Below are 24,396 nucleotides of genomic sequence, written 5' to 3' on the forward strand. Positions count from 1 at the left end.
CAACAGTGCGAGGACGACAAGAATCCGGGTCACGGTGGCAACGCCCGGATTGCCTCGGCGAGGCGAGCCAGCCGTACATCCTCCAGTCCGCTCTCTTGCATGGAAGCCAGCACGGGTGCTGCGGCCAGGGGATCGCGCGCTGCGATAGCGGATTCCAGAAGAATCCTGGCGTCGCGTGGCTCGCGTTGCGTCATCCAGTTGCCCTGAGCGAGTTGCAGGGCTTCAGCAGGTTGCCCGAGCAGGTGCAGTCGCATGCGCGCCTCTTCGCCGCGATGCGCGCTGTCCCCACGCTGGCGGCTCGCCTCGAAGCGTGCCTCCAGCAGGGCGATGTGTGCCCTGGGTTCCAGTCCGAGCGCCTGCTCGGCCAGGCTGAGCCGCAACAGCAGGCTATCGGCGCGAGTCTCCTCGATGAGCAGCGTGCGGACCTTGTCGGCCTGCCCGCGATCCAGCAAAAAGTCGGCGTAGCTCATCAGCAGATAGCGGTCACGAGAGCCGATCCGAAGAGCGCTCTGAAAATGCGCTTCGGCCTGATCGGGCAGACCGCGTCTTTGCGCCATCTCGGCGAGCAGGGTCCAGGCCCAGCTCCGTTCCGCTGCCGGCGCGTCCGGAGCATCTTCGAGAGCTCGACGCAGCAGCGAATAGCCCTGATCGGCGTGACCGTCGAGGCTCAGGCTCTTGCACAGGCAGGTCGTCGCAGCGAAACGATATTGCGGTTGCGAAAAAACCGCCGCGCAGTGACGGAGGGCCTCTGGAAGGTCGCCACGGATCTGCAGGATTCCGCCCCGTATCAACCAGGCCTGCGCGTTGCGGGGGTCGTGCCTCAGCAGCGTGGCGAGGTCGGCCAGCGCGCGGTCGAAGTCGTGCCGCTGCTGGTGCAGCAGGCCGCGCAGCAGCAGGACCTCCGGAGGTGGAACGTCCTGATGGAACCAGGGGTCCAGTGCCGCTTCCGCATACCCGAAATAGCGCGGGTCGAACTCCGTGCGTCCGATTTCCACGTAGCGGCGTGCAAGTTGTGTCGCCAGCGCAAGATTGCGGGGATCGGCCGACACCGCCTCGCGAAGAGGGCGTAGCTCACGCAGCGCGCCGCCGATGACAAGCGGCAGGCGTTCGAGCACTTCGCGGTCATCCTGCGGAACGCGGGGTGCGGCGTCGGCCACCAGCAGGTAGCCCAGCGTCGTCAGCAGAAGCGCGAATCGCGTGATCGCGCCGCGAACGCGGGGCGCCGCTGGGGCTGTATTCACGCCGGGCCTCATTCGATTCAGCGGGAGTGCCGCATCAGGCCGGGCAGCCCTGGCCGCCCGGCTGCTGCAACGGAACGACCTATCGGCTCGCCGATGGTGGTGGCGCGAGTTGCTGGTTGTTGAGGTAGGGGAAGGCGGGCAGCGAGGGCGGGGTGCTGCGCGCGACATTGAGCGGAACGTTCGCGATGGACTTGCGCGTGCAGGGCGAGCCCAGGCAGGTCCCGGGACCATTGCCGTCCCCGCCGAGATCGAGCAGGGCGATGGCGAGCAACACGTCCACCACCGGGTCATCCGGTTTGCGACCGTTCGGATAATCCGAGAGCTGCCGGGTGTCGAGCCTCAGCACGTCGGGAATGACCGGATTGGCGAGGGCCTGCAACACACAGGCACCGACGCCGGTGCTTTCCTCGGTTAGACCCACGACGCCGCAGGTCGCCAGCCCGGTAGCGGCCAGCGCCGGCCCGAGATGGTAGTGGTAGCGCTTGATCGCAGTGATGTACTCCGCGGCGTACTGCGAGTCGTCGGCAGGATCGGTGGCGTTGGCGACTTGGCGTCGCGCGCCGCCGGTAGGGCCTGGTGTGAGCAGCGCAGTCGTCGTTGCGGGGCCGCCCATTCGATCCACCCGGTCGAAATCGGGGATGGGATCAGAGCGAAAGTCGAAGCCCGTCAGCTCGGGGGCGCCGCCGTTGTCGCCCCCCTTGGAGTCGTGGCCGTCACCACAGCCGACGAGCGCGACGGACCCGCCGAGCGTCAGTCCCAGCAGAATCTGGCGGGCGTTCATGGCGTGGTCCCTCGGAAGCGGCGGGTTTCGCCCCACACCTGGATCGTCGGGTCGGCGATCGCGTTGCCGCCGGTGACCGTCGCAAGGTCCATCTCGAAGATGATGCCGCTGATGTTGCGAGCGGCGAATCCATCGACCGTGTTGCGGATACTGAACGGACTGCTGTCCTGCGGCGGATCGGTGTTGAGGGACGTGATCAGACTGATGCCGCCGGCGGGGCTGTTCTGCAGATACTGGGCATTGGTGCCGGCAAATCCGATGGTGTCGAAGAAGAACGGGTCTTCCACCAGGCCAGCGAAACCGCGGAGTCCAGAGGCATTGTCGGTTGCGATCTGCCCTTCGCGAGCAGAGATCACGCGGCCGCCGGCACCCGGGACGTTCTCGAACCGGAACGCACATTCGCCATTGCCGTTGCGCGCCAGGCGCGCGATGACCTGGATGTCCGGGTGCGAATCGAGATTGCCGTCGGCGCTGTTGTCGATGTTGAAGACGTAGACCACGTTGCGATCGCAGAACATGGAGGGGCCATCGATGCGAACGCCACCGGCCGTGAGCGCGGAGCGGCCACCGAACGTCATGGCCAGCGCGATCTTGTTCACGGCTGGATCCGGACGCCACAGATAGACGTCCGCGATGTCGGCCGCCGGGTCCGCTGTCACCAAAGGCGTCTCCACGTGGTCGGCCGCCAGCACCGCTCCGGCGAAGCCTGCAGCCACAAGTGACACCCAGCCGGTCGTCTGCCTCACGCCACCCTCCTGCGGCGCATCAGCGCCGCTCGTTACTCACGAACCACGGGCGGCCAGACTCGTCCGCGTAAAAGCTGCGCATCTCGGCTTCGTTGAACGGCCGCGAGCCAATGCGGCCGAACACCGCGATCTGCCCTCCGGTTTCATCGACGGCACGATCGCGGTCCAAACCCCGCGCCAACGCCAGCGCAGGTCGACCCAGCTGACGGCCGGCAATCCACTCCGGCTTCGGTTCCGGCGAGAACCCGTAGAACTTGGGCTGCGAATCCGGCGACGTCAGCTGCAGCACGTGCAATGTGCCGGCGGCATCGGCGACGTAGGCGAACAAAGATGCGTTGGTGGAACCGACGACCACGTCGCGGGCGTCGACGATTCGACGATCCGCGTTGAAGAGCTGCAGCAGTGAGGGCTGCTCGGGTTTCTCGATGTCGATGATCGCTACGCCTTCCTTTCCGGCCGCCACGTACGCATACGTTCTGGCGAGGTACACGCGATGCGCGTCGGCCAGTGGCACGATCGCGGCGGTGACGCGCGGCTGATCGGGCCGAGTGATGTCGAGCACCTGCAGCCCTTGGCTCGTCACCGCGAACAGATACCTGAACTGGACCGCGACCGCGCGCAGGCCCGGCAGCGGCAGCACACTCTCGACCACAGGCACGAGCGGGTCCTTGAGATTGACCGTGACGAGCCCGGCCTTGCTCACGACGTATGCACGGGCGCCTGCCAGGACGGCGTGTTCTGCACCGTCGAGCAGCCCATCCGGATTGAAGGTGATCGCGCGGGTCAGGAAATTGTTGCGCGGTTCACCATCCTGCATCGTGTCGACGTCGGTCAGTATCAGGCCCTCGCGACGATCGGTGATCAGCGCGTAGTGATAGATCGGCAGGAAGGGCTGTTCCTGATTCACGACGCGCATCAGGTCGCCGACATTGCGCAGAGGATTGATCGGCTGGTTCGTCGGCAGCACGACGCAACTCGCGTCGGCCGATTCGATGCGCGTGTTCTGTCCCAGCGTGGAGAACGGGGCCGTGATGATGCGCTGCGAGAAGCCCTTGTTGGCGATGCTCGCGACGTCGTACACCTCGGTTCCGCGCTTCCCCTGTGCGACGTACAGGTACTCGCCACGCAGCGCCAGGCAGCCGACGTCGCCACCGGTCCGCTGCGTCTGCACGGTTTGCAGCTCGCGACCCAGCCCTTCGTGCTGCTGGTAACGCTCGGGATACGCGTAACGCTGCAGGTAGGAACCGATGACCGCCTGCGGCTCATCCCATTCGGTGACCTGCACGGCACCGATCTCGCCCGACATCCCGACCCAGGAATTGAACCCGACGAAGTTGACGAAGCCGGTGCCCTGCCCAAGCAATGAGGCCATCCAGGCGTTGTTGTCGTTGGCTTTCGAGAGGTGGCAGTCCTCGCAGGTCTTGGTTTCTGTCTTCCGCTCGGTGTGAGGGTAGTGGGGTGCAAAGGCCTGCGACGAGAAGCCGCTGGCCGCCACCGGGGCCTGCTGGATATAGATGCGCTCGCGATTGGAGTTGGTCGACGACAGCACCAGGGCGGACGACGAGCGTATCGGGGCGATTCGATGCCCCTTGGCTTCGCCGTGCTTGCCCAGCATGTAGAAGTCGTCGCGCGCGACCTGCGGGTTGTACGTCGCGAAATTGCGCGACTCGCCGCCCTCGAAATGCTGGCGCTCCGATTTCCAGTTGGCCTGGATCGGCAGGTGGCAGCCGAAGCAGGACGTCGTCCACGAGCTGTGGCAGGTGGCGCAGACCATCTCGTCGTCTCCGTGCGCGCGATCACTCTTGGCGACGTCGGTTCCGAAGTGCTGCGTGCTCGTGTTGCGGCTCATCAGCTTGGCGCGCGCCGCCTTCTCGTTGTAGTGCGCGTTGCCCGGCGTGACGGAGTCCTTGACCAGCGACATTTCCCATTCGAGGCCGGGCGTGAGCGCCGAACGCTGCATCAGCTTGCCGCCGACCCATTCGAAGCGCAGGCGTCCGTCCTGAGTCCGCAGACGGCTGAAGTCGGTGCCGGAGGGGAGCTGCGGTTGCGCCTTGCCCGCGGCGTCGACGCAGACGCTCTGCGGTGCGGCCACGGCCTCGGTGCGGGGCTCGCCGCTGGCGGCCGACAGGGTCAGCGTGGCCAGCGTCGTCCCGGGTCCGCACTGAGCAGGCGGCGCCGCCGGTCCGGAGCTGCGCAGGTTCGGATAGCGATCTGGCGTGCCGTGGCAGTCCTGGCAGTCGATCTCGATGGCCTGCGCGACTTCGCCGTAGATGTGCCCGTTGCCGTGCGCGTCCTGCGCGAAGTGGCAGTCGACGCAATGCATGCCCACGTCGACGTGGATCGACGACAGGTGCACCGACTTGGAGAACTTCTTCGGATCGTCGTCGGCAACTTTCCCGCCGTCCTTGTCCAGCAGATTGCCCTTGCGATCGCGCTTGTAGATCGCGCGGAAATTCCAGCCGTGGCCGTGGTAGTCGGCAAACTGCGTGTCCTTGAGCTGAGGATTGAGTTCCGACACTTTCTCGAGGAATTCCGGGTCGGCCCACTTGCCACGGATGGCGGCCTCTTCCGGATTGCGCTGGTTGATCTTGCGGATCTCGGCGTCGGTGGGCTTGGCTTCCTTTTCCGGCCACATGTGCGGCGCGTCGGACTCGTAGTCCCACATCGTGTAGCCGAGCATCGAGTTCAGGAAAATGTTTGGTTGGTGCATGTGGCACACCATGCACTGAGACGTCGGGATCGCACGCGTGAACTCGTGCTTCAGCGGATGTCCGCTGACGTCCTTGGCGATCGTCGGATCGACCGTCTGCGTCATTCCCTTGTTGCCGTGCTTTGCGTAACCGGCCGCGTGACGGGCATCGCGGTCGTTGCCGTAGACGACGTGGCAGCCGGAGCATCCGGAGGATCGGTAGTCGCCCGGCTGATCGTTGGTTCCGAGGAACCACATGTACGGATCGTTGAGTCGCGTCTTGTGCATGTTCAGCAGCGGCACCGCGATGCGGTTGCCGGTGCCGGGGCCGCGGCTCGACTGCTTGATGTCGGGTCGACCGGGTTCTTCGAGACGCTGGATCTGACCGAGTGAATTCGGAATCCCGGTCTCGGCGAAGATCGAGCCGATATTGCGGCCGCCGCGCTCGAATACGCGGAAGACATCCGCTGGCGGCGTGACTTCCCACATCGGCATGGGATAGACCTCGTTGACGATGCCTTGCCGGACCATGTTGGCGTCGGGCTTGACCGGGTTTTCGAGCTTGGCCGGGAGGCCTTCGCGCGTGTAGGCCTCGCCCAGCACGTATCGCTTGAAAGGCAGAATTCCGTTGTTGTACGAAGCGCCGCCGAAGAACATCGTGGCGGTCGACATCAGGCTGCGCTCCGCAGCCTCGATGATCGGCAGGTGACAGGCTCCGCAGCCCTCGCGCGCGACGCGGTAGTCGCCCGGATTCATGAAACGGATGAACTCCGGCGCTTCCTTGTTCAGCAGTGTGTAGCTGTGCTCGGGATTGGCGCTGCCTTCCCAGGCGGACGGGTAGCGCGGCAACACGTGCGCGCGCTCCATCGCATCGATGTAACCGAGCTCGACGCGGCTGAGTCCGTTGGCGATGGCGACGCTCGGATCGCCGCCGTGGCAGTCGGTGCAACCGAGCACGACGGCCGGGTTGCGATGCATCGTCTTCTGATCGGAGTCGGTGTGGCAGCTCACGCAGCCCTCGCTCTTGGCCTGCGACTCGGCATAGGTCTGCGTGGCGGGAGCGGGCGGCGCGACCATCCATTCGCGCTCGACGGCGTGTCGCCCTTCGCTGGAGTACACCGAGCTCTGAATCCCGAAAGACAGCGCCAAGGCGATCAGCACGCGTAGCCCGGACGAAGTCCGGGGCTTATCGCCACGCGGATGCACGGCGCAGTGCTGCAGGGAAGAATCCCGGACTTCGTCCGGGCTACGGTGACCGAGGATTGCCGACCGGATACTCATGTCAGTAGGCGAGGATCAGGTTGCCCAGCACGGAGTAGCCCTCTTCATCGGGATACAGGTCCTCGAAACCCTGGCCAGGCAGCAGATAGGCGCCCGAGAGGCGGAAGATCAGGTTCTGTGTGAAGAACGGCCGCCAGATCACCGCGGCCGAGAGATCCCAGCCGATGTCGCGATCGATCCCGCCCTGGTTGCGCGCCACTTCGAGCACCGCCGTGTCGTCGAACCAGAGATGGTTGAAGTTGGTCGAGACGCGAAGCTGCGGCGCGATATCGAAGTCCTGGCCGAAGCCGGCGAGCAGGATGCCGGGATTTGCGAAATTGGACTGGCCGTGTTCCTTGCTCGAACGCAGGTTGTTCAGCAAGGCGTTGCGCTGCGACAGGTTCACGATGCCGCTGCCGATCAGCGGAATCGACTGGCGGAACCAGAAGCTGGTGTCGGCGCCGGCGAACGTCGGGTTCTCGAAGATCGCATCGAAGCCGTTGGCCTCGTTGTCGTAGGGATCGTCGTCGCCTGAACCCCACAGCAGCGAGACTCGATGACGGATCCAGTTGGTGTCGATCGAGAATTCGGCCGCTGCGAACGCGGCCATGATGTCCCGCTTCTTGTCGGTGAACACGCCGCTCGATTCGTCGCCGAACGCCAGGTACGTCGACACGGTGGTGTTGAGCCGGCCGAAGTGGCCGTCGCCGTTGTAACCCAGGTACGTGACGTCGTACTTGCGCGGCGACTCGGTGCCGATTGACGCCGGACGTTCGACGAACCCGTTGTCGTTGAAGAACAGGCCGCGCTTGTCCTCGCGGTTGCGGTTGTGCGCGAGCGTCACCTGCGAGGTGAAGCCCAGCACCGGGAAGTCCTGCCGGTAGAGATTGGCGAACAGCGTGTCGTCGTGACGCGGATCCTTCTCGACGGCGTTGAGTGCGGTGTTGGTGTCCTTCTCCAGGCGTCGCATCAGCGCCAGGTTGAACTGCCAGCGGTTGTTATCGCGCGTACCGAAGTAGCGGACCATCAGCTGGTTGTCCTGGAACAGGAACCCGCGGAAGTCGGACGAGAACGGCTGGATGCCGACCCGGATCGAGTCGAAGTCGAAACGGTCGGACACGTTGCGCAGGTGGTAGTCCGCGAACAGTTCCTGGATGCCGACGTGCGAATCGGTGCGCGCAGTGCCGTTGTCCGGATCGATCTCCAGCACGCGCGACTCTTCGTTGCGCGCGTAGTTGAAGCTGATCACCGGCAGGAAGTGGTATTCCCAGTCGGGCGGCCGGAACGTCGTGTCGCCTTTGAGGTACACCACCGACAGGATCAGGTTGGTGTTGAACAGCGTGTTGTCCGATCCGCCGAAGATGCCGGTGGAGCCGGGGCTGGTGGTGGACTGCGGCCCGACCGGCTGCGGGAAGCGGCGCGGTTCGACGATGGCGTCGACGATCGCCGACAGGATCAGGAACTCGTCGCCGTTGCGGACCGGCTTGTCGCCTTTCCAGGTGTTCTGGTGATACGGGTCGTACCAGCGCTGCGGCATCAGCTCCAGGGCGTTGAGCAGGCGCCAGCGGTCCGGCACCGGCGCCTTCGTCCAGCTCTCCGGCATCCACGGCCGCTGCGGCGGCGCCACCGCGACCAGTCCGCTATTGGCGTTGGGGTTGACCGTCAGCGGGCCGCTCGCCGTGCGCGCACGTTCCGGAGCCACGGCGGCTTCACCCGGACGGCGACGCAATCCCAGATTCGCGGCGTCCGAAGAATCCGCGGATGCAGCGGCAGGCTCTTCCATTGCGACGGGCGGACGTACGCGCGGCAGCACAGCCGTCGGCGGCGGTACGGCCGGAATCGGTTCGACCGACTCGGCCGCGACAGGCGAAGGAGCGGCAGCAGCCGCAGCCGCGTCGGCGAAGTCGCTGTCCGGTTCCGGCGGCGGCATCGGTAGAGGCGGGCGCGGCAGCGGAATGACCGGGAGCGGGTCCGCGAGCGTGTCCGGCTCGACGGCAGCAATCGAGCGCGAGGCCGCAGGTACCGCGGCGAAGTCGAACGAGGGATCCGAGTAGAGCCGGTCCGCGATGTCACCGGGCACCGAGGCGATCGTCTGGGCGTCGGGCACACGCAGCACGGCGCCGGGCCGCAGCGTGTGGATCGAACTCCTGAATGCGCCGGGATTGGCCCAGTACAGTGCCACGGTGGCCTGGCAGGTCGATCGGGCGCTGCGTTCCGGCCGCACCTGCATCGCAATGGAATGCAGCGTCTCTCTAGCATTCACCGGCCCGTAAGTGCGCGGCGCATCCTCGCCGTGCGCGACGTGAAGTACGCAAGCCATCGCCATCGTCGCGATCACGCGGCGGGCGCTCATCCGGCGCGTGCTCACTTGCCTTGACATACGTTCTGATCCCCCGAGTCGAGGAAGGGGGACTGCGGGCACTGCACGTAGCGCAGGCGCGTACCGCGCGGCTCGAAGCGATCCGCGCGGATCACCGAAGGTGCGTTGCCGATGCTGCCTCCCAGGCTCAGTCCCGCGTTGTGCAGGCCGAGGAACGCGACCATGTCGTCCTGGTCGATGCCGTCACCGGAAACACCGATGGCGCCGACCAGCGTGTTGCCGCGATAAACCGGAACGCTGCCGGCGAAGATCTGCAGCCCGTTCGCGAGGCGGCTTGGCGTGCTCGTCGTCGCCGGCATCTGCGTGCATGCACCGACGCCGACATCGGCGCCGCCGCCGAGCACGAAGACGACGTGCTGCAGCACAGCGCTGTTGACCAGGTCGAACTGCAGGCCGGTGGAGAACGGGCTCCACCGGTCATACGGCTTCGATAGAGGGCCGTTCGAGGCGCCGCTAAGGCCGTCGGGGAAGAAGGGTCGAGCCAGGTTGCCGACGGAGCGGTCACCGAACGCGACGCTGCCGTCCGCGAGCAGCGTCGAACGCCCGAAGGCATCGCGGAAGGGCGCGACATAACCGGCAATGCTCGAGACCTCGCCGTTGCCCAGGTAAGTGGTATCGGGTGTGGCGAACAGATCGGCGGCGGCCGCGGTGCCCGAAAAGAACGCAGCGGCGCGCGCCTTCTGCAGGGACACGTCGGTTCCGAACACCGGCGCGTCACGCGTGCGTGCCACGCCCAGCGTCGCGCCGAACGTGTCGACCACGGAGACGGTCACCCGCATCTGCGAACTGAGGGGCCGGCGAATCTGTGCGCGCGATCGATTGGCGACCGCCAGCGCGCCGCGCAGCAGCTCGGTGACCTCGGTCGACGTCAGCGGCGCGGTGGTGACAGCGCTGTCGGTTCCGGCGCTCGGCGCGAAGCGTTCCGCGTTGGCGCCGTCGACCAGGACGAAGGCATCGAGTCCCGCCAGCGCGGCGCCTGCCGGCCGGATACCAGAGCCCGGTTGCCCGAACACCGTGCCCGCGACGATTCCCGCACTGCTGTAACCCGGCACCGCCTGGAGGCTTCCGACCCCGGCCAGCGCCGCGAATGCCGGGGCGGTCGCCGGGTCGGACGCCAGATCACCACGATCGACATCGCGATAGCGAAAGGTCTTGCCGTCCACCGTGATGCGGTCGGCCTGGCGATCTTCGGGCGCGTCGAAACCTGCCGTCGCAGCGACCGCGAGCAGTTCGTCGACGTCGGCATCACGATCGCTGATCACCGGATCGAGTGCGTACTCGGCGTCGGCGATCACGCCCACTCCGCCGACCAGCGCGCCATCCTTGTACAGAGGAAAGCCGCCCGGATCAGCGGACAGTCCCAGCGGCGAGCGCTGCGGGCCTGGACCCGCTGCGCCACCGGTGAATCGCGTCACCAGGTCCGAGCAGGGTAGGGAACTGAACTGCACGCCGAACAACGGTCCACCCGGTTGGTCGGTTTCGCGGGGATTGAAGAACTCCTGAACGATCTGGCTCGCTGTCCGCGTCGAGAAGGCGTTGCCCTCGGAACTCAGGTACGCGCCCGTGACCGCTTTGGCGATCGCTGCCAGCGAATCGGGAATCAGGGTGATGCCGTGCAATCCGCCCGCGACGACGCGCGACCCGAGCGTGTTGGGGATCGTGATGCTGGTCGCGGCGCCGTTCATGCGGAACACGCCCAGCACGTTGCCGACCCGATCCACGACCGCGATGGTGGCCGGCGTGCCGCGCGCCTGGGCTTCGCCGACCGCCTGTGCGATGACCTGCTGGACGTCGGCGATCTCGAGGCGCTGCGTCGTCTGGCAACTGCCGTCGCAACCGGTCTCCGACAATCCGCCGCCGCCACCCGAACACGCGACGAGCGCGGCCGCGAGCGGCAACGCAAGTCGTAACGGGCGAGCCGCAGTCAGCAGGCGAAAGACGAGAGTGCGACGGAAGAGCAGCATCAGGACGCACCTCGCGGTGTGATCAGCTTGGGGTGCCTTTGCGCGCCGAGGGTCTTGCGCCGCGTCGCGCCCGGATCCCAGAGCACGCCCTGGTCGACGTGGTAGCTGTGGCAGTCCAGGCAGGTGCTGGTCACCTGTTTCTTGCCGCCGACATCGCCGTGGCACGCGCGGCAGTTTCCGATGTCCGGCAGCAGCACGTCGCTGCTCAGCTTCGACGTCCTTGCAGCATGGCAGTCGACGCAGGCGGTGTCGGCGTGCGGCGCGTGGGTGAACGCCGCGGCACTCAAGGCGTGTTCCTGCAGGGCGACGGGTGCGATGTCCCAGGGCAATTTGGGATCGTTCGTCGGCTCCACCACGTGGCAGTAGCGGCACAGCCGTCCTTCGAAGACTTCACGCACGACCGCGTCGCCCTGTGTGGCCGACCACTGCGCGATGAATTCGCGTTCGGCCGGCGTGCGGGGCGGTCCGGGTCGACGGCGCTCCGGTGCGGCCGGCAGCGCTGATCCCAGCGTCTTGACCTGTTGCCGGTCGAGCGCCTTGGCGGCGAAATGATCGCGCAGCACGGCGGCCACCTCGGCCGGCTTGCCGTGCGGCACCACGCGTGTCGGATCGTCCGGATCGAACTCGAGACGATGGCAGTCCGCGCAGTGGCGTTCCATCGACACCGCGCGGAAGCCCACGGCACCGCGATCCGGCTCATGGCAGCTCGAGCATTCCAGCTTGCGCTTGCCGTCCGGCGCGTCGATGCCCTTGGTGTCGAGATGCAGGTTGTGCGGAAACACCAGTCCGTTGTCCTCGCGCAACGCCACGCCATGTTCCTGCACTACCGGCTCCGCCTTGAAGCTGCGCGTGGCCTTGTCGAACTGGGTCAGCACGGGAGAGAACGGCGGGTGATGGGTGGCGAAATCGCCGACCTTGCCCATCGTCGAATCCGGGAAGCGCGCCTGAAGGTTTTCGTGGCAATCGGTGCACAGCGAAGCCAGTCGCACGATGGTCCCGTCGGGTCCGTTGTGCTCGCGATGGCAATCGGTGCATGCCGCCGCCGAGAAGTCGGGCAGCGCTGCCATCGCGGCGTCCGGAACGTGATGCCGGACCGCGTCGTGGCAGGCGAGGCAGGCGTTGTTGCGGACCTGCTTGAACGGCTGTACGTGGCAGGCCGCGCAGTCGGTTTCGAAATACGCGTGCGCGCTCGACAGCGGCCCGGAGTTCCACGCGGTCTGTGTGGGCACCAGCGGAAGCGCCGCCATCTTCATCTGGGTGGCGGGGTCCTTGCTCCCCGCGTAGCGCAGCACCAGCGGCAGCAGCAGCATCGCCAGCAGCACCACGATGAAGGCGACCCAGGCCGGGCGGCGTCGCGACAGCCAGGTTTCTTCGAGACGCGTGGCGGCGATCTCCGCCGGCTTTTCCTCGACGGCGTCCGCGCGCTCTTCGACCAGCAGCGTCAGGTCGGAACCGGCTTCCGGCTTCATCACCGTGATGCGGAAGCGCCCGAAGTCGAGGATGTCGTTCACCTGCAGGGCACGCGCGGAGCAGGGCGTTCCGTTGACCCAAACGCCGCTCGGCGTCTTGGCGTCGAGCCGGAACGTGCCGTCCGGCATCGGCGTGATCTCGGCATGCGCCAACGCGATGCGCGGATCCGCGATCTCGACGTCCTGCTCGGTTCCTCGGCCGATGCGTACCGTCGCCGTTTCCAGGGGGATGTTCGAGAAGGCGATCGTGCCCTTCTGCGACTGCATGCGGCGGATGAGCGTCTTCATCGCGCGGCCGTCACCAGTACAGGAACACGCTGATCACGTGCGTCAGCAGCGCGGCCAGCAGCGCGAGCGTGAGCGGGACGTGCAGATAGAGCCAGATCTGCATGCGCGCATGCAGCTGGATGTCCTGATTGATCCGCGAGACCAGTTCCTTGCGCCGGCCCAGGATGTCCAGAAGCTGCCGGATATGCGCCGCCTCGTCTTCGTCGCGACCCGAGCGCTTGACGATCTGCCCGGCGATGAACATGACCGTGGATTCGGCCTCCGACTCGGCTCTTTGGCCGGCCAATAGCGTGTCGGCACGCACGTTCAGCGTCCGGTTGAGGTCGTCGAAGTCCTGACGCGCCGGCTCCGCAGGACCAAAGAGCTGTGCGATGACGCCGCCGCCGATGCGCACGCGCCCGATGGATCGCGCGATCGCGCGATGAATGTCCGAGCTCAGCGCCTGCGCGACCGCGATCGACTGACGGTTGAGTTCGGCCATCTCGGCCAGCATCGCGTCACGTGTCTGTCCGCGACGCAGCGCGGTGATCCTCTCGGGCAGTGCTGCGTACGCCCAGATGCCGTATACGCCGCTGGTGATGACCACCAGCATCAGCACGTAGGCCAGCGTGTGAACGTTCCAGCCGAACTGGAACCCCGTGTGCAAGGTGCCGACGATCACCAGCGCGAGCCCGAGATACACGTGAGCCGAAAGCCAGCCTTTGACCTGGCCCAGGCCGCCGCGGTAGCGGCGCTTGCGGATGCCGAGCCACGACAGCACCAGGATCAGCCCGGCGCCGATGCTGCCCAGCCCATAGCCCAGCCAGGTGCCGCCGTTGGGGCCATCGATCGGATCGTGGATCGCGTACAGCAGCAACGACAGCGCGCACAGGATCAGACCGATCTTGAGATAGCGATAGCGGTGATGTCGCAGGAAGCCAACATGGGCGGGAGTCTCCACTCAGGACTCCCAGCGTCCGTGCGAGACCTTGAGGAATTTCTCGGGGCTCACGCGCAGCGCCGCGCCGGTGGGGCATGCGCGCACGCAGGCCGGTCCACCACTGATGTTCTTGCACATGTCGCACTTGGCGGCTTTCTTGATGCCCTTCTCGTGCGAGTCGCCGTGGCCGGGTTCATCGCCGCCGAACATCATCCAGCGCCACAGGCTGGGTTCGTTCTTGCTCTCGACGCCCATCTGGATCACGCCATACGGGCAGTTGCGCTGACAGTTGCCGCAGCCGATGCAGGCATCCGAGATGTAGACCTCTCCGCCCGGCGAGCGACGGATCGCGTCGGGTGGGCAGTCCTTCATGCAGTGCGGATGCTCGCAGTGACGGCACGACGTCGGCACATGCAGGTTGTCGTAGGTCGGGCCTGCCTCGCGATCCAGACGCGACAGGTTGCCATGCGTCGACGCGCAGGCTTTCTCGCACTGATCACAACGCACGCACAGTGATTCGTCGATCAGCAGGACGTCGGTGGCCTCGCCGAGTCCCTGCTTCATCAGGAACGATATGACGCCGCTGCGCTCGGGCTCGACGTTCTGCTCCACATTGCTGGCGATGCGCGAGCGGTGGATCTTGCGCACGCGGCGCGCGAGCTGCGGATAGCGCTCCATCACCTTGGCGAAGACGGCGCCATCGAGCCGGATCGCTTCGGTGCGGACAGCCGCCTTCACGGTCGCCGTGCGCGGCGTGTCCGAGATCAGGGCCATTTCGCCGATGTACTGTCCGGCGGGTACGTAGGCCAGCACCACTTCGCGACCGCCGACGGTGTGCGAGACCATCACCGAACCGCTGCGGATCAGGTACAGCCCATCGCCCGGATCGCCTTCGCTGAACACCACCTGGTTGGCGTCATAAGAGTGCACGGTGGCGCTGCCCGCGAGCATCTTCAGATCTGCCGGAGACACGCCCTTGGCGAGCTGCGTCTCGATGGCGCGCAGCAGGAACGTCTCGTCGATGACCCGGCGCACGGCCGCGACGCTGTTGATCAGCTTGAGCGTCGTGCGGCGCGGCGACTCGATCAGCACGCAGGCTTCGTCGGCGAGCACCGTGTGCGTGCGACGCCGGCCCGAGATCAGGCTCATCTCGCCGAAGAACTCGCCTGGCTTGATGGCGATGCGCTTGGTCGCATCGTCCGGATCGATCTCGATTTGCGCGCCGCCGCCGAGCAGCGAATAGAAGCTGTCGCTGTAATCGTTGCGCTTGAAGATGGCTTCACCCTTCTTGGGCACGCGCACGTTGGAGTCGAGCAGGAACTCGCGCAGCTGCAGCGACGTCAGCGACGCCAGCAGCGGCATGCGCTCCTTGATCGAAGCCAGCGCGTTGTCGACGTCGCCCTTGAAGCCGGGGAGGGCGGCGAACTTCGCCCTGAGCAGGGGCGCGTCGGCCGGCTCGATCTTGCGGCCTTCGATGGTCTCGATGACCTCGTAGCCCTGATTCATCGCCTGCTTGATCAGCGGAAAACCCGCCAGCGCGCCGACGATGTACAGGCCCGGCACATTCGATTCGTAGACGCCGGACACGGCCGGAACGCTGTTCGGATCCTTGCTCGGGAACTGTACGCCGCAGGATTCGACGAATGCGCGAGGAGGTGTGGCGCCTAGGCGAGCGATCACGCGGTCCACCGGGATCACCGCGGTGCCTTCGGCAGTCTTCAAGGCCAGTTCCGCCAGACGCGGTCCCTGCGGCGTGAGCCGGGCTTCCGATATCGAGCAGTTGTAGTAGCAGCGGATCTTGCCGGTCTCGATGGCCTTGAGGATGTCGGCCTCGTTGGCGTCCTTGGCGCGATTGAATTCCGCGCCGCGGTTGATGATCGTCACCTGGTTGGCGGCCGACAGCGCGATCGCGTTTTCGATGGCCGCATCGCCAGCGCCGACGACGACGATGGCCTCGCGTGAATAGGCGTCGGGATCGTCGAGTTGATACTGGACGAAGTCGAGGTCTTCACCCGGCGCGCCGAGCTTGCGCAGGTTTCCCTGCAGCCCGATGGCGAGGACCACGGTTTCGGCGGTCACGCGCTCGCCGCCGGGTATTTCCAGGACGAACGCGCCGCGCTCGCCCTTGATGCTCTTTACCGGCGCGCCGTGCCGGACATTGACCTTGAGGCGCGTGGAGCCCTCATTCCAGGCATCGAGGATCGTTTCCCGCTTTCCGGCCTCGAACGGCACCGCCGCGCGCAGCGGCAGCACGCCCGGCTCGGCCATGACGTGCTTTCCCTTCTGGTAGCGGTAGATCGTGTTCGAGAGATGCTGCTCGGCTTCGAGCAACACATGCGAGACGCCGAGTTCAGCCGCTCTCGCAGCGGCTGAAAGGCCCGCAGGGCCGCTTCCCACGACGGCGATCTTGAATGCACTGGTCACGATTGCTGGCCTTCCCCGGGCTGGCGCGTCGTATCGTGGCCGCGTGTCGGTACTTCGGCAAGCTCGTTTGAGAACTCGCGCACACTTTTTTGAAAGAGTTCTCGACTTCGCTTCGCACGCGGCCTACATTCGTCGCGGGACAGTTCTCGCCAGAAAGGCGGGAGCAGGCACGTCGAAGGGGGAGTCGTCGCACCCAATGTCCAGGGGAATCACTGCGTTGATGGGGGTGGTGTTCGCGCTGCTGGCCGGTCGCGCGTTCGGTGCGGACGCGCGCGTAGAAGGCGGCCATCTCGGAGTGGCCACCTGTGCCGGATCCACCTGCCACGGTGCGGTCAAGACGATCGGCACGCATGCGATCCGGCAGGACGAATACTTCATCTGGCAGCGCAAGGACGCCCACGCGGGCGCCTACAACCGTCTGCTCGAGCCGCGCTCCAACCTGATGTCCCGCCGGCTCGGATGGGGTGACGCCGCACGGGCGGAAGGCTGCCTCACTTGTCACGCGGACACGGTAGAACCTGCCGCGCGTGGCGAGAAGTGGATGGTCACGGACGGCGTGGGCTGCGAGGCCTGTCACGGCGGGGCCAGCAAGTGGATCGGCAGCCACGTGCAGGGCTACAAGACCCGCGACGACGCCAAGGCCGACGGCCTGTATCCGACCTGGGAACCCGCAGCTCGGGGACAGATGTGCCTGTCCTGCCATCAGGGTTCGCGCGAACGGCCGATGACGCACGCGATCATGGCCGCAGGCCATCCGCCCCTGCTGTTCGAACTCGACACCTTCGGCACTCTGGAGCCGTATCACCACGAGGTCGACGCCGACTACGTGCAGCGCAAGGGTGCGCAAGACCCGGCGCGAGCCTGGGCCGTCGGACAGGCGATGGCGGCGGACAACCTGTTGCAATCCCTTGCCGAAGGGCGCCACGCGGACGGGCTGATGCCCGAACTGGCGTTCTTCGACTGCGATGCCTGCCACCACTCGATGAAGGCGGGCCGCAACGAGCCCGGCCGCACGGCCGCGCGTGCGCCCGGCACGGTGCCTCTGGCGGATAGCTCGGTGGTCCTGCTGGGCCTCTGGCTGCAGTCGGTCGACCCGGCAATGGCGAAGGAATGGCAGGCGGGCTGGGCGCGGCTCTACGACAAGGGCTTCTCGGGCGACGACGCGCTGCGGCGCGAGGCGCAGGGCCTGCGGGATGTCCTGAGGGCCGTCGTGCTGGGGCGTGTGCAGGCCGCGAGCCTGGACGGCCCTCAGATTCGCAAGGTTCTGGGCGCGATCCTGGCCAGTGCCTCCGGTGCGCACGCGGGCGACTACCGGTTCGCCGAGCAGGCTGCGATGGCGTCGCTCGTGCTCGGATCGGCCTTGGGCGAGCGCGACGGGCAGGGTTTCAGCACCGCTGAGAAGTCCGCGATCGATGCGCTCTACGAGTCGGTGAAGGAGCGCGACCGCTTCAATCCGCCGGCCTATCGGGCCGCTCTGGTCAAGCTGCGGGCCAGCCTCGCGAACTGAGGCGGGCAGAGGGTTCGGAAAAGGCCCGGTAGTGAGGGCCTATCTGTTAGAATTCCCTCGCTTTTAGTCCCCTCGAATAATTCTTGACCCGACCATGTTTTTAGTGGCCGGAAGGGCTTGTTGATGACCGATTTTGCAAAGGAAGTTCTCAGCGTCAATCTTGAGGACGAGATGCGCCGTTCCTACCTCGATTACGCGATGAGCGTGATCGTCGGCCGAGCTCTCCCGGATGCGCGTGACGGACTCAAGCCGGTGCACCGGCGAATCCTGTACGCGATGAGCCAGCTCAACAACACCTGGAACCGTCCGTACATCAAGTGCGCGCGTGTCGTCGGTGATGTCATCGGCAAATACCACCCGCACGGCGACAACGCGGCTTACGACGCGCTGGTCCGCATGGCGCAGGACTTTTCGCTGCGCTATCCACTGGTGGACGGACAGGGCAACTTCGGTAGCGTCGACGGTGATCCGCCGGCGGCGATGCGCTACACCGAGTGCCGCATGTCACGGCTCACCTCGGAACTGCTCGCCGACATCGACTCCGACACCGTCGACTTCATCCCGAACTACGACGAGAAGGACATCGAGCCGGTCGTCCTTCCGACGCGCATTCCGCAGCTGCTGGTCAACGGCTCGGCCGGCATCGCGGTCGGCCTGGCCACGAACATCCCGCCGCACAACCTGTCCGAGGTCATCGACGGCTGCGTGGCGCTGGTCGACAACCCGGACATCGACATCGCCGGGCTCATGAAGCTGATCCCGGCACCGGACTTCCCGACCGCCGGCCTGCTGCTCGACGCGCACGGTCTGGTCGACGCCTACAACACGGGTCGCGGTCGCATCGTGCTGCGCGCGCGCACGCACTTCGAGGACGTCAGCAACGACAAGCAGGCGATCATCGTCACCGAGCTGCCGTACCAGGTGAACAAGGCGCGCCTGCAGGAGCGCATCGCCGAACTCGTCAAGGAAAAGAAGCTCGAGGGCATCTCGGAGATCCGCGATGAGTCGGACCGCGACGGCATGCGCGTGTTCATCGAGCTCAAGCGAAACGAGAACGCCGAGGTCGTGCTGAACAACCTGTTCCAGCAGACGGGCATGCAGGTGACGTTCGGCATCAACATCGTTGCGCTCGAAGGCGGTCAGCCCAAGACGATGAATCTCAAGCAGCTGCTCGAGATCTTCGTGCGACATCGCCGCGAGGTGGTGACGCGTCGCACGCGCTATCTGCTGCGCGAGGCACGCAAGAAGGCGCACATCCTCGAAGGTCTGGCCGTCGCGCTGGCCAACATCGACGAGATGATCGAGCTGATCAAGCGCGCGCCGAACTCTGCGGACGCCAAGGTTGGCCTGATGGGGCGGACCTGGGACGCGGGCCTGGTCACGACCCTGCTCGCGCGCGCGGATTCCAGCGCTTCTCGGCCGGAAGATCTCGCGGCAGAGTTCGGGCTGGTCGAAGATGGCTACCGGCTCAGCGAAGCGCAGGCGCAGGCGATCCTGGACATGCGCCTGTCCAAGCTCACGGCGCTCGAGCAGGACAAGATCCACGAGGAGTTCAAGGAACTGCTCGAAGCGATTCTCGACTACCTCGACATCCTGGGTTCCGAAGCCCGCCTGCTGTCGGTGATCCGCGGCGAGCTGCTGGCGATCAAGGAGCAGTACGGAGACGAGCGCCGCACCGAAATCACGGAGCTGGCGCTGAACATCGCGCGCGAGGACCTGATCCCGCCGCAGGAAATGGTCGTCACGCTCTCGCACGAGGGCTACGTGAAGTCCGTGCCGCTGGTCGAGTACCAGGCGCAAAAGCGCGGCGGTCGCGGCAAGCAGGCGGCGAGCACCAAGGACGAGGACTTCGTCGACCGCCTATGGTCGGCGCATTCGCATGACTGGCTGCTGTGTTTCGGCAGCACCGGCAAGGTCTACAAGCTGCGCGTGTTCGAGCTGCCCGTGGGCTCGCGCGGTTCGCGCGGTCGGCCGTTCGTGAACCTGCTGCCGCTGGAGCCCGGCGAGAAGATCAGTGCGGTTCTGCCGATCCAGTCCTTTGGGGTCACCGAGGCGATCGAGGCCGAGGCGGTGCCGTCGGTCGAGGGCGCCGTCGATACGGCGGAAACGGCGGAAGGGATCACGGCCAGCGGTCCGTTCGTGTTCATGGCGACGCGACTCGGCACCGTGAAGAAGACGCCCCTTTCCGCGTTCGCCAACATCCGCTCGAACGGCATCATCGCTGTGGACTTGCGGGTCGACGATGCGCTGGTGGGTGTCGCGATCACGAACGGGACCAGCGACGTCCTGCTGTTCAGCGACGCCGGTCGCGTCATCCGCTTCAACGAGAACGACGTGCGCAGCATGGGCCGTAACGCCACTGGCGTGCGCGGCATGCGCCTGATCAAGCGTGGTGAACCTGCGGGCGACGAAGCCGTTGCCGATGAAAGCGTGGAGGCCATCGAAGGTGCAGACGCCGCCGATGAGGGTGTTGCAGTGGCTGCTGCGGAAAGCGCGAAGATCATCGCGCTACTCGTGGCCGACGGCGACGACATCCTCACTGTTTCCGAATATGGCTACGGCAAGCGCACTCCTGTCGATCAGTTCCCGCTGCGTGGCCGCGGCGGCCAGGGTGTGATCGCGCAGGCGCTATCGGACAAGACCGGCAATCTCGTCGGCGCCATCGAAGTCCACGACGGCCACGAGGTGATGCTGATCTCCGAGGCCGGCATCCTGATCCGCTTCAAGACCACCGATGTGCGCACGATGAGCCGCAATACGCAGGGCGTGCGACTGATGCGGCCGGTGGACGACGATCGTCTGGTCGGCATCGATCGCGTTGAGAGCGAGCCGGAGCCCGAGGTAGATGACGGTGGTGCGGTATCCGCGCCAGATGTCGAGGGCGAGCCCGAGGCCTGAGGAATCGCGCCGTCGCGCTCTGCGGCGGCGCCCGTCCGGATCTGTTGACGTCGCGCGATAGCCGGTTCGCGCGATATCCGGAGTTACCTCGTCGGTAATTGTCCGGCTGCACTCCTGAGCCGAATCTGCACGGAGCCGCGCGTCGCGGTGTCACGTTGCAGACAGGAGAATCCGATGACCGTTTCCAACCCGGTACGCGCGCCCCGTTCGTCGCCGGCCGCTCGCCGTTTCGATCCGCCCGGCTGGTCGGTGGAGCGCTTTGCCCAGTTCTGGTCGAATCCCTCGGCCGATGATGTTCCAGATCTGGTGACGGACGATGTCGTCGGGTGGTGGCCCGGCTCCGAGGTGCCCGTCCGAGGCGTGCAGGCGTATACGCAGGCTCTGGCCGACATCCTTCAACTGTTGCCCGACATGCGTCTGCGGGTAGCGGAACACGCCACCAACGGCGATACCGTGTTCGTGCGCTGGATCATGAGAGCCACCGGCAAGAAGGGACCGTTCGAGTTCACCGGTATCGACCGGATCCGCATGCGCGATGGGCTTGTCGCCGAAAACGTCATCCGCTTCGATTCGGCGCATCTCCAGCAGCTCGCCGGACTGATCTGAGTGGACCCGTGGCCCGGGCTACCTCCGTACACCGAGCGCAACCCCGGGCTTCGACCGCGCTACGGTTGCGACGGTGTTGAGGGCGTGACTAACAGGTGCTGTTATGTCCTAATGCGCGCATGAACTTCAGCGTGCATTTCGATGCCCAGACCGTCGCCCGCCTCAGTGCCGCGGTCGAGCGGGTAGGCCTGACGCGCAACCGCATCATCGTGCGGGCCGTGCAGGAGTGGCTGGTGAAGAACGAGGCAGAGGAATGGCCCGAGGATCTTCGCGATCACTGGCGCAATCCGGCTCCCGAGCTGAGCGCCGGGCCCGTCGAATTCGAACCCTGGCGGCCGGCGGCCGACGTCTCTCCCACGCGATGAAATACCTGCTGGACGCCGGCACCCTGTCGGCCGCCCTGCGCGGGCGTCTTCCGGTCGTGCTCAAGCTGGCCGAACTCGGTCCCGGCGAAATCGCGATGTCGGTCCTCAGTCGGATGCAGGTGGAGATCGGACTTCGTACCAAGCCGCGTGCGCAGGCCCGCTACGCCCGCCTCCTGCGGACGATGGCGGAGACTGTTCGGACGCTCGAATTCGGCGAAGCCGAGGCTCAGCAGGCTGCCACGCTCGGGGCCTACCTGGAGTCGGGCGGCGAGCGCATCGGGCCGATGGAATTGATGCTCGCGGCGCAGGCCATGACCCATCGCTACACGCTGGTGGCGGAGGATCTGACGCCGTATCGGATGGTCAACGGCTTGAACGTGGAAAACTGGATCGGCAAGACGCCCTGATCCAGATACAAAAAACTTTAAATTTGTTCATCAGGATATTGATATGAAAAGAATTATCAACTTCAGCGCGGGCCCGGCCACGCTTCCCCTGACGGTTCTGCAGCAGGTCCAGGAAGAGCTCCTGGACTGGCGTGGCAGCGGCATGTCGGTGATGGAAATGTCCCATCGCGACAAGGAGTTCATGAGCATTGCTGCAGAAGCCGAGAAAGACCTGCGCGAAGTTGCTGGAATTCCTGCGAATTACAAGGTTCTGTTCATGCAGGGCGGCGCCACGGCGCAGTTCTCGCTGATCCCGCTGAACCTGCTGCGCGGCAAGGCCGGCGCGGACTACGTGCTCACTGGCGACTGGGGCAAGAAGGCGGCCAAGGAGTGCGGCAAGTACGGCAAGGCCAATGTCGCGGCTTCTTCGGAAAGCGAAAAGTTCACGAAGGTCCCGGACCGGGCTTCGTGGAAGCTGGACCCGGATGCGGCCTACGTGCACATCACCACCAACGAGACGATCCACGGCGTGCAGTTTCAGGACACGCCGGATACCGGCGGCGTGCCGCTAGTGGCCGACATGTCCTCGGACATCCTGTCGCGCCCCATCGACATCTCGAAGTTCGGGCTGATCTACGGCGGTGCGCAGAAGAACATCGGCCCCGCGGGCGTCACGATCGTGATCGTGCGCGATGATCTGATCGGGCAGGCGGCTGCGATGACCCCTGGCGTGTTCGACTACAAGGCCGTGGCTGACAACGAGTCGATGCTCAACACCCCGGCCTGCTTCTCGTGGTACGTGTCGGGCCTGGTCTTCAAGTGGATCAAGAATGAAGGCGGCTTGGCCGCGATCGGCGCGCGCAACCAGCGCAAGTCGTCGCTGCTGTACGACTACATCGACGCTCAGGATTTCTACAAGAACCCGGTCGCGAAGAAGGATCGTTCGTGGATGAACGTGCCGTTCACGCTGCCGAATCCGGAACTGGATGCGGAGTTCCTGAAGGGCGCCAAGGCCGCGAGCCTGAGCGGCCTCAAGGGCCATCGCGCGGTGGGCGGCATGCGTGCGTCGTTGTACAACGCAATGACCGAGGCGGGCGTCGCGACCCTGGTCGACTACATGAAAGAGTTCGTGCGGACGCGCGGCTGAGAAAGCCGGGAATCGGGACTGGGGAATCGTAGAAGCCGACCTCATACCGACCTGCCCCGCTTCTACGATTCCCCATTCCCGATTCTCCATTCCCGGCCTTTCCCCATGTTCAAGATTCAGACTCTCAACAACATCTCCATCCTCGGCCTCGAGCGCCTGCCGCGCGAGCGCTATGAAGTGGCCAGCGAGATGAACCACCCGGACGCGGTGATGGTGCGTTCGGCCGACATGCACAAGACGGAGATTTCGGCCTCGATCAAGGCGATCGGCCGCGCCGGCGCAGGCACCAACAACATTCCGGTCGCGGCGATGAGCAAGCGCGGCGTGCCGGTGTTCAACGCCCCGGGCGCCAACGCCAACGCGGTCAAGGAACTGGTGCTGGCGGGCATGCTGCTGGCGGCGCGCAACATCGGTTCGGCGCTGGACTTCGTGAAGAAGCTGGACGGCGACGACAAGGCGATGCACGAGGCCGTCGAGGCCGGCAAGAAGAAGTTCGTCGGTTTCGAACTGCCGGGCCGCAGTCTGGGCGTCATCGGCCTGGGCGCCATCGGCGTCAAGGTGGCGAACACGGCCATCGAGCTGGGCATGGAAGTCTGGGGCTTCGACCCTGCGATGACGGTCCAGAACGCCTGGAAGCTGGATGCGCGCGTGCGACAGGCCTTGTCGGTCGACGACCTGATGGCGCGCTCGCAGTTCCTTTCCGTGCACGTGCCGCTGCTCGACGCCACGCGCAATCTGGTCAACACCGACCGGCTCAAGCTGCTTAAAAAGCAGGGCGTCGTGTTGAATTTCGCGCGCGAAGCCATCGTCGACGAAAAGGCGGTGCTGGCCGCGCTGGACAGCGGCAGCCTGCACGCCTACGTCTGCGATTTCCCGTCGAACACGCTCAAGGGCCATCCGCGCGTCATCGCCACGCCGCATCTGGGTGCATCCACCAACGAGGCGGAAGACAACTGCGCGGTGATGGTCGCCGACCAGCTTCGCGAGTTCCTGGAGCGCGGCAACATCACCAATTCGGTGAATTTCCCGGAAGCGGTTCTGCCGTTGCTGCCCGGCAAGACGCGCCTGGCCATCTCCAACGCCAACGTTCCCAACATGGTCGGCCAGATTTCCACGACCCTGGCCAACCACAAGCTCAACATCGCCGACCTGCTCAACAAGTCGCGCGGGGACATCGCGTACACGCTGGTGGACGTCGATTCGGGGATTCCGCAGGGGGCGGTGGACGAGATCGCCGCGATCCAGGGCGTTCTCAACATTCGCGTGATCGTCGGCTGAAGTCGGTCTCGCGCGGCATCGCGCGCCGGTTTTGTTGGACAATGGCGC

General features: G+C 65.8%; 16 protein-coding genes. 7 read left to right on the plus strand and 9 right to left on the minus strand.

All coding sequences use genetic code 11. The features are described from left to right. Nucleotides 1-29: 29 nt before the first annotated feature. The 9 genes from DFR24_RS02945 to DFR24_RS02980 form a co-directional block, all read right to left on the minus strand. Nucleotides 30-1,253: a tetratricopeptide repeat protein gene (locus DFR24_RS02945; protein ID WP_162851000.1), complete on the minus strand. Its 1,224-nt coding sequence runs from the start codon at nucleotides 1,251-1,253 to the stop codon at nucleotides 30-32. A 67-nt stretch (nucleotides 1,254-1,320) separates the two neighbouring features. Then, the gene (locus DFR24_RS24300) at nucleotides 1,321-2,022 is read right to left on the minus strand and encodes a DUF4331 domain-containing protein (RefSeq protein WP_162851001.1); all 702 of its coding nucleotides are present in this window, start codon (nucleotides 2,020-2,022) and stop codon (nucleotides 1,321-1,323) included. Further along, complete coding sequence (locus DFR24_RS02950) at nucleotides 2,019-2,768, minus strand: DUF4331 family protein (protein ID WP_133879847.1); 750 nt, start codon at nucleotides 2,766-2,768, stop codon at nucleotides 2,019-2,021. Before DFR24_RS02950 ends, DFR24_RS24300 begins: the two co-directional genes overlap by 4 nt. Before the next feature lie 19 nt (nucleotides 2,769-2,787). Next, nucleotides 2,788-6,534 carry a hypothetical protein gene (locus DFR24_RS02955; protein ID WP_366518897.1) on the minus strand — a complete coding sequence of 1,249 codons (3,747 nt, stop codon included), beginning with the start codon at nucleotides 6,532-6,534 and terminating at the stop codon, nucleotides 2,788-2,790. A gap of 205 nt (nucleotides 6,535-6,739) precedes the next feature. Further along, complete coding sequence (locus DFR24_RS02960) at nucleotides 6,740-9,070, minus strand: FimV/HubP family polar landmark protein (protein ID WP_162851003.1); 2,331 nt, start codon at nucleotides 9,068-9,070, stop codon at nucleotides 6,740-6,742. Between the two features lie 11 nt (nucleotides 9,071-9,081). Next, a complete protein-coding gene (locus DFR24_RS02965; RefSeq protein WP_133879850.1) occupies nucleotides 9,082-11,061 on the minus strand; it encodes a GlcG/HbpS family heme-binding protein in 1,980 nt (659 codons plus the stop codon). Then, nucleotides 11,061-12,818, minus strand: a complete 1,758-nt coding sequence (locus DFR24_RS02970; protein WP_133879851.1) for a cytochrome c3 family protein — start codon at nucleotides 12,816-12,818, stop codon at nucleotides 11,061-11,063. The genes DFR24_RS02965 and DFR24_RS02970 overlap by 1 nt, the downstream gene beginning before the upstream one ends. A gap of 10 nt (nucleotides 12,819-12,828) precedes the next feature. Further along, a complete protein-coding gene (locus DFR24_RS02975) occupies nucleotides 12,829-13,758 on the minus strand; it encodes a hypothetical protein (RefSeq protein WP_133879852.1) in 930 nt (309 codons plus the stop codon). Next, nucleotides 13,759-16,161 carry a cyclic nucleotide-binding domain-containing protein gene (locus tag DFR24_RS02980; RefSeq protein ID WP_133879853.1) on the minus strand — a complete coding sequence of 801 codons (2,403 nt, stop codon included), beginning with the start codon at nucleotides 16,159-16,161 and terminating at the stop codon, nucleotides 13,759-13,761. Nucleotides 16,162-16,357: 196 nt separating this feature from the next. Between DFR24_RS02980 and DFR24_RS02985 the strand changes: the two genes are divergently transcribed. From DFR24_RS02985 to DFR24_RS03015, 7 genes are all read left to right on the plus strand, one after another. Then, nucleotides 16,358-17,668: a multiheme c-type cytochrome gene (locus DFR24_RS02985; RefSeq protein ID WP_133879854.1), complete on the plus strand. Its 1,311-nt coding sequence runs from the start codon at nucleotides 16,358-16,360 to the stop codon at nucleotides 17,666-17,668. A 123-nt stretch (nucleotides 17,669-17,791) separates the two neighbouring features. Beyond that, the gene (gene gyrA, locus DFR24_RS02990; RefSeq protein ID WP_133879855.1) at nucleotides 17,792-20,566 is read left to right on the plus strand and encodes a DNA gyrase subunit A; all 2,775 of its coding nucleotides are present in this window, start codon (nucleotides 17,792-17,794) and stop codon (nucleotides 20,564-20,566) included. Between the two features lie 174 nt (nucleotides 20,567-20,740). Next, nucleotides 20,741-21,172, plus strand: coding sequence for a nuclear transport factor 2 family protein (locus DFR24_RS02995; RefSeq protein ID WP_133879856.1), 432 nt, complete (start codon nucleotides 20,741-20,743; stop codon nucleotides 21,170-21,172). Between the two features lie 119 nt (nucleotides 21,173-21,291). Continuing rightward, on the plus strand, nucleotides 21,292-21,537 hold the full coding sequence (locus DFR24_RS03000) for a ribbon-helix-helix domain-containing protein (RefSeq protein ID WP_133879857.1): 246 nt from the start codon (nucleotides 21,292-21,294) through the stop codon (nucleotides 21,535-21,537). Then, entirely contained in the window at nucleotides 21,534-21,944 is a 411-nt protein-coding gene (locus DFR24_RS03005; protein WP_133879858.1) for a type II toxin-antitoxin system VapC family toxin, read from the plus strand. Before DFR24_RS03000 ends, DFR24_RS03005 begins: the two co-directional genes overlap by 4 nt. A gap of 43 nt (nucleotides 21,945-21,987) precedes the next feature. Further along, a complete protein-coding gene (gene serC / locus DFR24_RS03010; RefSeq protein WP_133879859.1) occupies nucleotides 21,988-23,070 on the plus strand; it encodes a 3-phosphoserine/phosphohydroxythreonine transaminase in 1,083 nt (360 codons plus the stop codon). A gap of 105 nt (nucleotides 23,071-23,175) precedes the next feature. Beyond that, entirely contained in the window at nucleotides 23,176-24,348 is a 1,173-nt protein-coding gene (locus DFR24_RS03015; RefSeq protein ID WP_133879860.1) for a phosphoglycerate dehydrogenase, read from the plus strand. Nucleotides 24,349-24,396: the final 48 nt, after the last annotated feature.

Source organism: Panacagrimonas perspica, from assembly GCF_004364935.1.
In the GTDB taxonomy this organism is placed as follows: domain Bacteria; phylum Pseudomonadota; class Gammaproteobacteria; order Nevskiales; family Nevskiaceae; genus Panacagrimonas; species Panacagrimonas perspica.

Coding starts and splice junctions, on each gene's coding strand:
- DFR24_RS02945 (WP_162851000.1), bottom strand. CDS start 1,253: ATGAGGCCCGGCGTGAATACAGCCCCAGCGGCGCCCCGCGTTCGCGGC.
- DFR24_RS24300 (WP_162851001.1), bottom strand. CDS start 2,022: ATGAACGCCCGCCAGATTCTGCTGGGACTGACGCTCGGCGGGTCCGTC.
- DFR24_RS02955 (WP_366518897.1), bottom strand. CDS start 6,534: ATGGTCGCGCCGCCCGCTCCCGCCACGCAGACCTATGCCGAGTCGCAG.
- DFR24_RS02960 (WP_162851003.1), bottom strand. CDS start 9,070: ATGAGCGCCCGCCGCGTGATCGCGACGATGGCGATGGCTTGCGTACTT.
- DFR24_RS02965 (WP_133879850.1), bottom strand. CDS start 11,061: ATGCTGCTCTTCCGTCGCACTCTCGTCTTTCGCCTGCTGACTGCGGCT.
- DFR24_RS02970 (WP_133879851.1), bottom strand. CDS start 12,818: ATGAAGACGCTCATCCGCCGCATGCAGTCGCAGAAGGGCACGATCGCC.
- DFR24_RS02985 (WP_133879854.1), top strand. CDS start 16,358: ATGTCCAGGGGAATCACTGCGTTGATGGGGGTGGTGTTCGCGCTGCTG.
- gyrA (WP_133879855.1), top strand. CDS start 17,792: ATGACCGATTTTGCAAAGGAAGTTCTCAGCGTCAATCTTGAGGACGAG.
- DFR24_RS02995 (WP_133879856.1), top strand. CDS start 20,741: ATGACCGTTTCCAACCCGGTACGCGCGCCCCGTTCGTCGCCGGCCGCT.
- DFR24_RS03000 (WP_133879857.1), top strand. CDS start 21,292: ATGAACTTCAGCGTGCATTTCGATGCCCAGACCGTCGCCCGCCTCAGT.
- DFR24_RS03005 (WP_133879858.1), top strand. CDS start 21,534: ATGAAATACCTGCTGGACGCCGGCACCCTGTCGGCCGCCCTGCGCGGG.
- serC (WP_133879859.1), top strand. CDS start 21,988: ATGAAAAGAATTATCAACTTCAGCGCGGGCCCGGCCACGCTTCCCCTG.
- DFR24_RS03015 (WP_133879860.1), top strand. CDS start 23,176: ATGTTCAAGATTCAGACTCTCAACAACATCTCCATCCTCGGCCTCGAG.